This window comes from Brasilonema octagenarum UFV-OR1, assembly GCF_963888615.1.
Classification (GTDB): Bacteria; Cyanobacteriota; Cyanobacteriia; order Cyanobacteriales; family Nostocaceae; genus Brasilonema; species Brasilonema sennae.
Genome location: NZ_CAWPKW010000084.1, coordinates 1 through 13,099 on the forward strand (window position 1 = coordinate 1; position 13,099 = coordinate 13,099).

Annotated in this window: 11 protein-coding genes and 1 pseudogene; 4 read left to right on the forward strand and 8 right to left on the reverse strand. The window is 41.6% G+C overall.

Annotated features, from left to right (window positions below; translation table 11 throughout):
* Positions 1–98 precede the first annotated feature (98 nt).
* From AC5590_RS06340 to AC5590_RS06360, 5 genes are all read right to left on the reverse strand, one after another.
* Positions 99–1,427 (reverse strand): DUF58 domain-containing protein, encoded by a 1,329-nt coding sequence (locus AC5590_RS06340; RefSeq protein ID WP_169268363.1) that lies wholly within the window; start codon positions 1,425–1,427, stop codon positions 99–101.
* Between the two features lie 133 nt (positions 1,428–1,560).
* On the reverse strand, positions 1,561–2,511 hold the full coding sequence (locus AC5590_RS06345; protein WP_169268364.1) for an AAA family ATPase: 951 nt from the start codon (positions 2,509–2,511) through the stop codon (positions 1,561–1,563).
* Positions 2,512–2,915: 404 nt separating this feature from the next.
* A complete protein-coding gene (locus AC5590_RS06350; RefSeq protein WP_169268365.1) occupies positions 2,916–4,007 on the reverse strand; it encodes a DUF4350 domain-containing protein in 1,092 nt (363 codons plus the stop codon).
* Positions 4,004–4,609, reverse strand: a complete 606-nt coding sequence (locus tag AC5590_RS06355; RefSeq protein ID WP_169268366.1) for a DUF4129 domain-containing protein — start codon at positions 4,607–4,609, stop codon at positions 4,004–4,006. The genes AC5590_RS06350 and AC5590_RS06355 overlap by 4 nt, the downstream gene beginning before the upstream one ends.
* 37 nt (positions 4,610–4,646) lie before the next feature.
* On the reverse strand, positions 4,647–5,135 hold the full coding sequence (locus AC5590_RS06360; RefSeq protein WP_169268367.1) for a DUF2243 domain-containing protein: 489 nt from the start codon (positions 5,133–5,135) through the stop codon (positions 4,647–4,649).
* Between the two features lie 160 nt (positions 5,136–5,295).
* Here AC5590_RS06360 and ybiA point away from each other — a divergent pair, with 160 nt between their 5' ends.
* From ybiA to psb32, 3 genes are all read left to right on the forward strand, one after another.
* Positions 5,296–5,766, forward strand: a complete 471-nt coding sequence (ybiA, locus tag AC5590_RS06365) for a riboflavin biosynthesis intermediates N-glycosidase (protein WP_169268368.1) — start codon at positions 5,296–5,298, stop codon at positions 5,764–5,766.
* Positions 5,767–6,599: 833 nt separating this feature from the next.
* Positions 6,600–7,373: an acyltransferase family protein gene (locus AC5590_RS06370; protein WP_169268369.1), complete on the forward strand. Its 774-nt coding sequence runs from the start codon at positions 6,600–6,602 to the stop codon at positions 7,371–7,373.
* Between the two features lie 151 nt (positions 7,374–7,524).
* Positions 7,525–8,268: a photosystem II repair protein Psb32 gene (psb32, locus tag AC5590_RS06375; protein ID WP_169268370.1), complete on the forward strand. Its 744-nt coding sequence runs from the start codon at positions 7,525–7,527 to the stop codon at positions 8,266–8,268.
* A gap of 168 nt (positions 8,269–8,436) precedes the next feature.
* Here psb32 and AC5590_RS06380 read toward each other — a convergent pair whose 3' ends face one another.
* The 3 genes and pseudogenes from AC5590_RS06380 to AC5590_RS06390 form a co-directional block, all read right to left on the reverse strand.
* A complete protein-coding gene (locus AC5590_RS06380) occupies positions 8,437–8,820 on the reverse strand; it encodes a DUF4346 domain-containing protein (protein WP_169268372.1) in 384 nt (127 codons plus the stop codon).
* Between the two features lie 136 nt (positions 8,821–8,956).
* Positions 8,957–10,138: a GNAT family N-acetyltransferase gene (locus AC5590_RS06385; RefSeq protein ID WP_169268373.1), complete on the reverse strand. Its 1,182-nt coding sequence runs from the start codon at positions 10,136–10,138 to the stop codon at positions 8,957–8,959.
* 231 nt (positions 10,139–10,369) lie between these two features.
* Positions 10,370–10,701 (reverse strand): annotated as a pseudogene (locus tag AC5590_RS06390) (dihydrofolate reductase family protein); the annotation flags it as partial.
* 287 nt (positions 10,702–10,988) lie between these two features.
* On the opposite strand from AC5590_RS06390, the gene AC5590_RS06395 reads away from it, so the two are divergent.
* Positions 10,989–13,007: an ATP-binding protein gene (locus AC5590_RS06395; protein WP_169268371.1), complete on the forward strand. Its 2,019-nt coding sequence runs from the start codon at positions 10,989–10,991 to the stop codon at positions 13,005–13,007.
* Positions 13,008–13,099: the final 92 nt, after the last annotated feature.

Below are 13,099 nucleotides of genomic sequence, written 5' to 3' on the forward strand. Positions count from 1 at the left end.
CCTCACCCTGCCCTGTCGGGCATCCCTCTCCTTATAAAGGAGAGGGAAAGATTTTTGCGCCGATTCAAGCGAGGGTGAGGTTTTGAACGAGATATGAGTTAAAGCAGATTCCGTGCTTTGATTTGCAAATATTTATCTACTAATTGATCTGTCACTTGATTTGCTGGTGCATCTAACACCAACACACCTTTGTGTTTGAGTTGGGCAAACGCGACTTGTCGTTGTGCTAATAAATCTAGGGCGACAGCACGGGTATAAGCAGCTGTAACTCCACCTTCTAAACTGGTACTCTGTGCCAAATGATCAACGAGAGGATCGCGTAAGGTGACACAAAACGACAAATAGCGAGGTGTAAGCACAGAAAGTGCTGCTAGAAGTTCTGAAGAGGCGGTCAGATCAACTAAATCGGTAATCACCACCACTAGACAACGCTTAGTTTGCTGCCGCACAACACTTGTGAGTGCCCCTACGTAATCAGATTCTAACAACACTGGTTGAATGGGAGTTAAGCGGTCAATAAGCTGACTCAGACGATGTTGACCGCGTTCTGGAGGAATCCAAGTATGCATTTGGCGGTCAAAAACGCCTACGCCCACGCGATCGCCCCGATGTAATCCAGCCAAAGCTAACGATAAAGTCGCATTCAAACCCCAGTCAAATCGCTGCAAACCCTGTACTTTTGCCGTCATTAACCGTCCCCGATCCAACAAAATCAGCAAGGTTTGCTCTTGTTCCGGTTGAAGTACCTTCACCAATGGTGGTGTACCATAAGCGTTCACACGACGGGCAGTTGCTTTCCAATCAATAAACCGCAAATCATCACCAGCGCGATAGTTCCGGAGTTCAGCAAATTCTGTGCCAATATTGAATTGGCGAGATTGACGGTTGACTCCTGATGATTGCAGTACTAGGCGAATTGAGAGCGATCGCAACCCCACTAAATCTGGATAAACTTTCACTTTCAGACTGTGAAAAATCTTTCTATCATCCCAAGCTAATCCCCAAGCACCAAGTTGTCTGACTTGAATATCCCCCCAAGAAAACTCTCCGCGCTGTGTGGGATGGACGCTATAAGTTAATTCTTGAGTCGTGTGACTAGGAACAGTGGCGCGTAGTGCGGGGACAGACACTCCAAAACTACTTGGGTAGTCATCCCGGATTTGAATGATCGCGTTGGCTTTTCCTGATGTCACCTTGAGTAAAACTGGATTCTCTCGTCCAATGGACAATCGCGATGGTATTTCGCGTGTCATCTGCACGCGATGTTGTCGAACTTGCAAACCATCCACAACCATCAATCCCAGCACGATAACATCAAAAAGCAAAGTTATAAATAAACTTGCCCCAATACTGAAAAAGAAGGTTAAAGTTGGGGCGATCGCAATTCCCAATATCAATAAAAAATAAACTCGTTTAGAAGGAAGCATAATTTAACAGTTACCAGTTACCAGTTACCAGTTATCAGTTACCAGTTACCAGTTACCAGTTATCAGTTTTTTGGTCACTGTTCACTGTTTACTGTTTACTGTTCACTGTTCACTGTTCACTGTTTTAAATACTTTATCTTGGGACTGGCACTTTATTTAATATTGATGCGATCGCCCCATCAATTTTGAAACCATCTAACATCGCTTCTGGTTTCAAAATCAAACGATGACGTAGTAGTGGTGATGCAACTGCTTTCACATCATCCGGCGTTACAAAATCTCGTCCAGCTAAGTACGCTGCTGCTTGTGATGTCTGCAACCACAAACCAGCAGCACGAGGAGAGGCACCTAAACTTAAATCAGGATATTGTCGCGAGGTTCTGACTAACAAAAGCAGATAATCAATGATTGTTTCAGAAACTTTAACATCTCTTACGACTTGTCGTGCTGACAAAATTTGAGATATTGTTGTCACTGGCTGTAAACGAGCAATATCTAGGCGTCGTGCTGCAAATCCCGCCTGACGATTGAGTAACATTTGCTTTTCAGCAGCTTGGTCAGGATAATCTACCACTAGTTTGAAGACAAATCTATCCAATTGTGCTTCTGGTAAAGGATAAGTACCCTCAAATTCCAAAGGATTTTGCGTTGCAATCACCCAAAATAAGTCTGGCAATGGCAAACTTTCACCATCCAGTGTTACCTGCGTCTCTTCCATTGCTTCTAGCAAAGCTGCTTGAGTTTTGGGGGGAGTTCGGTTGATTTCATCTGCAAGCAGGACTTCGGTAAAAACTGGTCCTTTTTTCAGGCTGAAACTGCGGGTGTTTAGATCGAAAATATTTGTACCAGTAATATCTGATGGCAACACATCTGGTGTCAATTGAATTCGGCGAAAATCGGCTTGAATCAACTGTGCCAGGACTTTCACAAGCAGTGTTTTACCTGTTCCTGGCACTCCTTCCAAAATCACATGTCCACCTGCAAGTAAAGCTATCAAAAGCTGGTGTATTAGGGTGGATTGACCAACCACAACTCGATTAAGTTCTTGACTGAGGCGATTTAAAACAGGATTGATTTCGCTCATTATTATTTATAAACAATTAACGTCAGGCACAAAAGCATTTTTAAAAACTACAGAGGACGCAGAGTTAAAAGCTATAGAAAATCTCCCTAATTATTTAAAATACTATAGCAATCCTAAATTATTTGTGAAATTCCTCTTCCTTGGCGTCCTTGGCACGCCAGTCACCTCTGTCGGGAAAGCCTTCATTCGCGCTGGCTCGTCTTGGCGGTTCGTTTCAAAGTAATTTTCACTTTGTAGATAGGACTGCTATATATAGTAGTTCTAAATCATATGCCCTACGGGCACGCTACGCTAACGTGAAAACCTCTCTTTATTCTTCTCTCTGCGTACTCTGCGCCTCTGCGGTTCATTGAAAAAGTCATTTTCACTTTGCAGATAGGATTGCTATAGAAGGTAACTGTTAATTATGAATTTTTAATTCTCCGAAGAGTTTGCCATTTCTCCAACCAGCTTAACAGTTCTGATTCACTCATGTGGCGTTTTTGGGATTGTCGTTTTAACACCTCTTCTAGTTCTGTAGGAGGAATCCCTGTTTGCTGTACCCAAGCATTGATTATAGTTTGCTGATCCAGTAATTCTTGCCCCAATCCTAAAGCTTTTTGTAGTTGCAATTGTTCTGCTTTTCCTATCATTTCTACAACAAAGTCGCTGGATTTAGCTTTTTGCAAAACTCCTGCCAAAGCTTTGATGTAGGCTTCACTGTTGTCAACGACTGGTGATAATAATGCAACTGGCTTGCCAAAGCGTCGATTTTTTGACCAAATGAGCACCAATAGCAGTATGCCTGCTTGTAAGAAAGCTGGAAATACAGGAGTTTTGGTAAAATAACTTAATAAATCTCCTTTGCCTTCTCTTTTTCTGACACTGGGTTCCTTGTAGCCGTGGATGTATTCATCTACAAATAATAAATGACCTTTTTGACTGACTAAATCTGATAAATACTGAAAATTACTTTGATAGTCTTGATAGGCATTGGCAGCTAAGTAGGGAGTCGTAGAAAAAATAGCTTTTCCTTGACCGTAATTTTCTTCCCAAACAACAGCCCCAAAGCGATCGCCCAAAGAAATCTTTTCTTGAGTTTGGAGCCGTCGCCGTCTTCGCGTCTCAATTTTGACATCTCCTCTTGGAGATTTTTGCATGGTGGTGAAGTCTGCTGCTGTACTCGCCGCCCCCACACCTAAAATAACCAAATTATTACCTTTTTCTACCCATTGTTTTTCGTAATCATACAGCCCATCGCCCAGGCGGCTGTTGATTTGTAATAAAGTAATGGGGCGTTTTTCTGTATTTAAATCACTAAAAGGCTTTTGCCAACGCTTGATACCAGTTTTTTGCTTTTCCATATAAGCATACCAAGCGCCGTAACCGTCGGGAGCGCGGTTGTAAGTGGAACCACTATTGATGTTGGTGCTGGTTGGGGCGGTGAAGAAACTGAGTAGTATCATCACTCCCAAGGCGATCGCCCCAATCCAAGCCAGACGGTTTGAGCGTTTCATGTGTTGGAAATCTCCCGATACGCTTGCTGGCAATGCTCATAATTGTCTGCCGAAATTTCAGCATTGCCAAAACACAATTGTTCGTGAGTAGTCATCAAAGTCTCATAGGGCTGTATTGAAGTCGCCAACATTCGTAGCAATTGCAAATATTCGCCATCTGTACGGCTAGATTTGTGAGGGAGAATACCTTGCCCATGCAAGTGCTGCAACATTGCGAAATAAAGATAACGGCATGCTTGACGGTAATTACCCTGACGGGAAAATTCTTGCGATCGCGTCAAGCATTCAGTTACAGATAATTCATTTTCTGCAGTTTTTGCTTGAGAATTTGTCCAATTGTGACCAGCTAGCCAAGAGTTAAAATAAGGGCGAAGTTCCTGCCATAAACGCCAACCAACCCAAACTAGAAATAACCCCAGTAACAGCCAAAAAATAAAGTTCACCAGCTTCAGCACCCAGGGACTAATAGACGACTGAGGTGAGAACTTTGGCAAAGCCCAATTAAAGCGAGATAACTGGTACTCAAACCATTCTCCAACTTGTTGTTGCAACTGGGAACCCTGCCAAATCCAGCTTGTTTTTTCAAAAGCATCTGCAGACATACAAATTATGAATTATGGAAAATTCAACATTGAACACTCATAATTCATAATTTTTACCGTTTTTTTGTACCAATACCAACCCAACGATAACAAGAAGCGCACCGAGGGCAAGAAATCCTAAATCCCAGGCTAGCTGATTCGGTCCTGGTTTTACATGATGGATGCCAAGAATATGATGGTCAATCACTCCTTCTACCAAGTTGAACAACCCAGCACCGGTAAGTATGGATCCAAAGTAGATGTTGGATGACCAAGGAACATCTTCACGCCCTCCTGCCCGCCACAGCAACACCACTCCAATCACAGTCATTATCCAATCAAAGGCGTGAAATAAGCCGTCCCAGATTGTATTCATATCTATATTAGACATTGTGGTCAGAGGTCGAATGTTACTCAACATATGATGCCACTGAAGAATCTGATGCAGTACAATCCCATCAAAGAAGCCACCTAGACCTATACCTAGGAAAATTCCAGCAACAATCAACGGGGCGCTTTGGTTGCTCTTTTCACTTTTTGCCTGCATTGTTAACCTCTCGCTACGACTTTTCACTTCACAATAGAACTCTGTTTTGAACGCAATCTTCTACCTTGAGACAAGTACTGCGGTGGAATTCAAAGCAGACTGTTTATTGGTAGTATCTACCGTGATAGTGGATATTAATGTATCAAACAGCAATTTTCAAATGACTATTTACTTTTACAAGGTTTGGCAGCCCTACGGCTGTTTTTCCAATTTTTCTTCTCATGGAATCGTCATGCAAGACATCTTTTGGTCAACAGTTGAGCATTATTATCAAGCTCAAAAGTTTGTTGGAACCTCAGATGCTATGATCATACCTCTTATCCATAGTGCTGAAACACCAGAACTTGCGGCAGCATTAGGACGCGACTGCACGCGCCAAGTTCGTTTAGACTGGGAGGAGGTCAAAACTCAAGTGATGCGAGAAGCTGTACTTAAAAAGTTTATGACACATACCGAGATTAGAGAAATCCTTTTAATGACTGGTGATAACTTGATTGTAGAAAACTCACCAAACGATTATTTCTGGGGTTGTGGTGTAGATAAAACGGGTCACAATCATCTCGGTAGAACCCTTATGAGTGTGCGTGAAGAAATCCGCAAAATACCATCTTTGTCAGTCGTTTCTGATTAGTTTAGGACTTACGCACGAGTTACGAAACAACAAGACTGTGAAATTACGGACTCCTCGTCGCAACGGGTGCAAGTACGTTATTTTTGCGTAAGTCCTGTATCCATTAAAAGCATAAAGGGCAAGAGTGGCTGGGAAAAGTCTTTGAAAGCTTTAGCAGCAGCTCTACCCGCTTCCGGTGAGCGTCGGGAGTATGTCACGCAGATAACTTTCTACTTAAAATAAAAAATATTACTATACGGGGATTAAGGTTCCTACAGTAGGCGACATGGGTGAATTTCCTACTACCTTCCCCTTGTTCAGCTTACCTACAGTTCCATTCACCTTTGAGACACTCTCAATTCTCTTTTTTTTCAAGAAACACAGGGAACGCTTAACAGGCAAGAAGCTCGATGAACTGACTCATACCCCAAGTGATAAAAATAGAGACGTCCGGAGTTTTATATGTCATCGAAAACCAAATCTATGTTTTTGAAATTTTCATGATTTTTATAAAAAAAATACTGTTTCTTTACATAAAATTTGCAAATGGATTTTAGTATAGTAATTGCAGACTACTTGTGTCAGTAAAAAAGCGCTTTAGTAAATATGTAAGTTTTCTTGGCACATCATGATTACAACAGCAGCAAACTACAAAAACCGGCTGCAGCAAAGCCGTTATAGTAGTCGAGGAAGTATTTACTTATTCGCTCCGATGGTTGACTTGAATGTAATGGCTGATGTTGGAGATACTCCTCCTTGATTCAGATGTGCTTATATCTGCTTGGAAATTTCATCACAGACTTAATAATTGAATCTTTGTAGAGTGAAAAGATTTTACTCTTCCTTCTGAGATCTTGAACCATTCTTTTGTTGATGTTATCTTACACCTACTACTAATTCATAATTTAACTCCAGGAACGCTAGCACATGCTATTAACCTGCCATTGTGGAGTGTGGCAGTAGAATGGCAAATTTATTTTTTGTTTCCACTGTTGTTACTACCTTTACTGAGACGTTGGGGTTGGTTATCAGTTATTTTAATTGCTTTTATAATTGGACTGACACCCCACTATTTATTCAACGGTTTGATGGACGTAAGCCGTCCTTGGTTGCTAGGTTCATTTGCTATAGGGATGCTAGCCGCTGAAATTGGATTTTCACAAAAACCTGATTGGATCAGGTTAAGAAAGTCTGTACCATGGTCTGTGTTAGCAGTTATTTTTGCTGGCATTGCTTTTTTAACAGAATGGAAAAGACTAAGATTAGATGCATGGATTTTTGAAAGTTTTGCTGCGCTAGCTGCAGCTTGTCTGATCATTTACTGCACTAACTTTATTCTTGAAAAAAATCCGTTACCAAAAGGGCTGCGCGTATTAGAATCAGCTCTTGCAATCACACTCGGATCATTTTCCTACAGTCTTTATCTTACTCACGGAGTGATAGTGACGCTAGTGCATCACTTTCTACACGACTTGCAACTACCTGCGATTACGTATACAGTGTTACTGTATCTAGTTAGTCTGGGAATATCGTTAGTATTTGCCTACTTGTTCTATTTAGCTTTTGAACGGCGATTTACAACTAGTGGAAGATTAAAACACAAATCAATTGACTTAAAAAGCCACTAAATTTTATGCTACTTGAGATTTAAGCTAGAAGTTGTAAGCACTGTTTGCATAACCGCTATTGCGCTTTGCATATAAGACGCAGGCAAATAGAAGATTTTGCCAGTGGTTATGTAGTATTTTTTTTGTGCAAGTGTGTGTTTTGGTAAATCCCATGAAAGAGCTCCTCAATCGAGTTTATAGCTGGAAAAAACGCATCCAACGGCTGCTTCTGCCGACGGTGATGGTTACTCTGGCTTCTTTTGTCTTTGCTGCGTCTGCTTGGGCGACTGGTGTTTATGATATGCCAACCATTAAAAGTGGTGAATCCACTTGGGTTGTTGATCAAGCTGACGTCATCAGCCGTTTAAGTGAAGGTAAGCTTAACAGCACCCTTGAGAATTTAGCAAAGCAAACCGGAAAAGAAGTCAGATTTGTCACAGTTCGTCGTCTTGACTACGGTGAAACTCCGGAGAGCTTCACCAAAGCTCTGTTTGAAAAATGGTTTCCTGCAAAGGAAGCACAAGCAAATCAGATAATATTAATGATTGATGTCGCAAAAAACGGTACCGCAATTATAACTGGCGATAAAGTGAAATCTTTGATGCCAGATGATATTGCTCTGAGTGTAGCTTCCGAAACTTTGACAGTACCATTACGGGACGGTGACAAATATAATCAGGCATTTATAGATGCTGGCGATCGCCTAGTCGCCGTTCTATCTGGCGAAGCAGATCCCGGACCTCCCCAAGTTACGGATAACGTAGCGGTAGAAAGTACCTTTGCAACAGCAGAAGACACCGATACCAACAAAGGTAATGCAACTGCTTGGGTGATAGGACTTTTAGTCGCCGCCACCGTTATTCCAATGGCGACTTACTACATTTATCAAGTGTTTCAGCCATCTTCTAACGGATGATGTTCGCTTATTAACCAGTTAATCAGTTATCAGTGAGCCAGCGCTGCAGGAGGGTCTCCCTCCGTAGGCGACTGGCGAACCCGAAGGGTTATCAACTTTACTGTTGACTGATAACTGTTTACTGTTTACTGTTTACTGTTTACTGTTCACTGATAACTGTTCACTGTTTTAATCCTGAACATAATCTTGTCCTGTCACTAAAGAAATCTCAGATCGGACAAACTCACGACCCAAATAAGCCGCATGGGTTAACTGAGTCACAGGAGGGGGCTGATTTTCCTCAAAAATTTTCACACACAATTCTTTTGCCGTCCTTCCACTAAACACAGTCGTGTGAGTGCGTTCCACCTTTTCCCGTGCTGGAATGACCTTGCCAGTTTCTGGATCAACAGCTAAACCACGCTCATCAATCACATTCGTGAAATGCTTGGCACAAATTAATCCTTCCTCCCGATTTAAATAAATAATGAAATACCCACCGGGGTCAAGGTCAATGTGACGTTGAGAAAGTTTATCGTCAATTGCCGCCAAGTTTTCAACAGTCAAATCCATAATCACCATAAAAATTAACTTGTCTTAAGGGTTTTTTACCCCTTATAAAGTGTAATTCTTATCTTCGTTGCTGTTGATCACATTTTGGTGATTCTAGCACAAGAGCGTTGCGGAAAATGCATAACAAAAATTCGTATTAGGGATTGGAACTACTAAAAGGCAACTCGGCATTTATTGCGGAAATCTCCTGCTGTTCAAGTTCATTCACCTCACTGATATAATTTCGCAGAATTTGTCCAAGACGAGCATTGTAAAAGCGGTGTAAACTGTAATTGGCAGCCGCAGGGAAACCGCGACGTTTTTTGTGGCGTCCACCAGCACCAGGGTCAAAAATTTGGATACCGTTGGTGATCGCCCACTCTACTGGTGAATAATAACAAGCATCAAAATGCAAGCAGTCTATTTCTTGAAAAGAACCCCAGTAGCGTCCATACATCCTATCGTCCTTAAACAGACAAAAAGACATCCCCACTGGTTGACGAGAATCCTGTTCTGTGTATGCCGCAAAAAACACAACTCGATGGCGATAATGTGCGTATAGCTGTTCAAAAAATCTCTTTGTTAAATATTTACTACCCCACCAGCCAAATTTATCACAGGTATCAGCGTAGAACTGATACATCAAAGGAAACAGTGACTGGGGAATTTCATCGCCAGCCAGAGGTTGTAGTCTCAAACCAGCTTTTTCCACTGCTTTGCGTTCACGCTTAATGTTACGACGCTGGTTGGCGTTGAACACTGCCAAGTAGTCATCAAAATTGTTAAACCCAAGATTTTCCCAGATGTAGCTGTGATGCAGCCAAGGTGTGAAGCCTTGGCGTTCCAGAACAGGACGCCATTGGGGGTCTACATAAAGAAAATGACATCCAGAAATACGGTGTTTGGTGCAGAAAGCATCAATCTCGTGCACCATCAATGCCGTGATCTCATCTTCATCTTCCCCTGGTGCGATCAAAAATCGATACCCTTCAGCCGGGGTAAATGGAGTCATCCCCAGCATTTTGGGGTAATACTTTACACCAATCCGTTGTGCTAAGTCTGCCCACTGATGGTCAAAAACAAATTCGCCAGAACTGTGTCCTTTCAGGTAAAGTGGGGCAGCAGCAATCAGCGTTCTGTCTCGCCATACGGTTAAGTGATTCGGTAACCAACCAGTGTTAGCTGTAGCGCTTTGGGAGGCTTCGAGATTTTTCAACCACTCCCATTCTAAAAACGGAGTTTTGAGTGGTAATGCTAAAGTATCCCACGCCTCTTGGGGGACTTCAGCTATTTTATTTATCCAAGCGACAGAATAGCGAGGTTGCAGTTGTTCCACCATTAGAGGTTTTAAAGATGATACAAAATTTAGCACAAACTTTATTTAGCCTAGTCTAAATCTGTTGGTCGTTGCAGGCGATTATGCACAAAAACTTCCAGACTCTATTGTATGAACTTCCAGCAACTGCAGACGGCTTAGGGACTAACCTCTATACCGGCGCGTTTAAGTCAAAATTAGCTTAAATTCTTGACGTTATTTGCAAAAAAGCGCTCCTGCTGTTGTCATTACTTACCAACGCAAGACTTGCTGCTGAAATAATCGTATTTCCGGATTGAGGCTAGCAGAATGTGTAGTAAGTATATGGACAGGTTGGGAAAGCTTTCACGCCTGAGTTCGTTGTTGCAGCAGTTGTGGGTGCGATACAGTTAGGGTTGTACCAGCACCGAATAAAACAGCATCTGAAAAAAAGTGATTTGCTCTTCCAAGTGTACAATGTCCGTCTTGGAACCAAACCGAGCAGGCGATGCTGCAAAGCAGCCGCTACGCGATCGCCTGACATCCGCTATTTTGCCGTCTGCACTCATCGCCAAAATCACAGTGGTATATGGGCGATGTTGTACCATTGGGTTGGTCTGATAGTTTTTGTTTTCTGTACAAAATGCTGATTTTCAAAAATAGTGATATAGGAAACCTCCTGTCTCCCTATTTACTCTGTAATATTTATATGCAACAGCAACCCCTGTATGAGCTAGTCTGTGTGAGTGTTTGTATAATAAGTTTTTTTTCGATTTTAAATTACTTTATATTTTTAATATGATTAGAAAATAGGATTTTTATAACTTAACACTACTAGCTGCTCTAGTTATTTAGGATTACTGTTGTGATTGGCACATACTAAGAGAGACTGCCGATGGCTAAACCCCGTCAATCATCCTTTCGTCGGATTTTAGTATCAAAAATCTTGCTTCTGTTAGTTCCGGTTTTATTGATAGGGGAGATTGTAGCCTATAAAAAGGCACGTTCTAGCCTTCTGGAAACTGCCCGTCAAAATTTAACAGAAAGTGCCGTTATCAAAGGTGAAAAAATTGTAGAGACGAGCGCTGCCTTGAAAACAAACTTGCTCAGTGCAAGTCAAACAACGGTTATCCAGTCAGGTTCGCCTCTGGAAGTAAAACGATTTCTTAATCAAGTAGCCCAACGACTACCAAGGCAAATAGAGTGTATTCAGCTGACGCAGCCAGAAAGCGGTAATGTTGTTGCAAGTACTTGCGGTGATCAACCAATTGGTGAATTAAAATTTCCCATACACAATGATGGGATTAATGTTGAAGCTATTTTACCACCCAAGCTGGGAACAACTGGTAGAAAAGACTTACCAAATCAACTACGATTGCTGTTATCATCTCCCATCTACGATAGTATGGGAGACTTACGTTATGCCTTGATTTTTCGTGTGACAATACTCCAAGAAAAAGGGCGAACTAAGCCAGGTTCGCTAACAGGCTCAACGATGGTTATTGCTGATGATGGAACAATTATGGCACACCCAATTCCTAGTCGCGTTGGGACTAATATTGCTCAACATACAGATGCTGGGCGACTCAAAAAAATTCTAAAAGCTGGTCTGGCTGGTAATAAATATTTTCTGCATTTATTTTTTGAAAATGAAGGTGAAGAATTACTTGCTGGCTATACTGCCATACCCAGTCCTTTAACAGAAGGGCAAGAGGGAAAATGGGTGATTATAGCCGTTACAGAATTGGATAATGCTTTATATGGTCTTGAGGGAATTAAACTTATCCTCATTGTTTTAACATTGGGTTTAATTGGCGCCAGTGTTTTGGCGTCGCTGTATTTAGCTCGTTATTTGGCACGTCCTGTAGAACAATTGCGAGACTACGCTATAAATCTTCACTTGAACCAATCAACACAACCAATTCCTGACAACTTCAAAATTCGGGAGTTTAACCAATTAGCGCAAGCACTCGGGCAAATGGTTGAACGGTTGAAAGCTTGGGCAGAAGAATTGGAAATAGCATGGAAAGAAGCAAAAGCTGCCAATCAGGTGAAAACTCAGTTTTTAGCGACGACTTCCCATGAGTTGAGAAACCCGCTACATACCATCATTAGTTGTGTTCGTCTGGTTCGAGATGGTATGTGCGATGATCGAGAAGAAGAAATGGAGTTTCTCAGTCGTGTAGATGACGCAGCTATTCACTTATTAGGCATTATTAATGATTTACTTGATATTTCCAAAATAGAAGCAGGAAAGCTTTCAGTAGTTCTGCAACCTATTGATCTACGGCAAGTTCTTATAGAGGTTATCAACATACAATCAGTGAATGTTCAACAAAAAGGCTTGCAACTAAATATCCCTCAACTGAATGAGACAATTCCAGTTAATGCTGATGCAGCCAAGCTTAAACAAGTGCTGATTAATGTCATCGGTAATGCAACTAAGTTTACCGAACAAGGAAGCATTACAATCTCAACAGAAATTCAACGTATAAATGATAAATCTGAAGTCATTATTTCTGTTACAGATACAGGTATAGGAATTGATCCCGCTCAACAACAAAAACTATTTCGCCCTTTTGTGATGGTGGATGGTTCAGATTCACGTAAATTTGGTGGTACAGGATTAGGACTTGCCATTTCACGAAATTTAATGGAACTAATGGGGGGTACTATTACTCTTGAGAGTGCAGGTCTTGATCAAGGCACAACAATGATAGTAACTTTGCCTTTAATTGATGATCCACTGTTACCAGGCGCAGGAAGAAAAGAAAATTCACACAACCTCGGTGTTCCCTTTGGGGATCAAGCAGTAAGAGGGGTAAAGCAAACAGCAGAAGAAGTTAGTTTACAAAAAAACTGCTTTCCGTCTACTGTTAACAAGGAATTGAATAATTCAACACTGAGTGTATAAAATGCAAAGTTTTGATACTTCCACAGCTACGCTACGCAGTCACTGAATTTTGGATTTTGGATTTTAAATTTTAGATTGACAAGGCAGCTTAT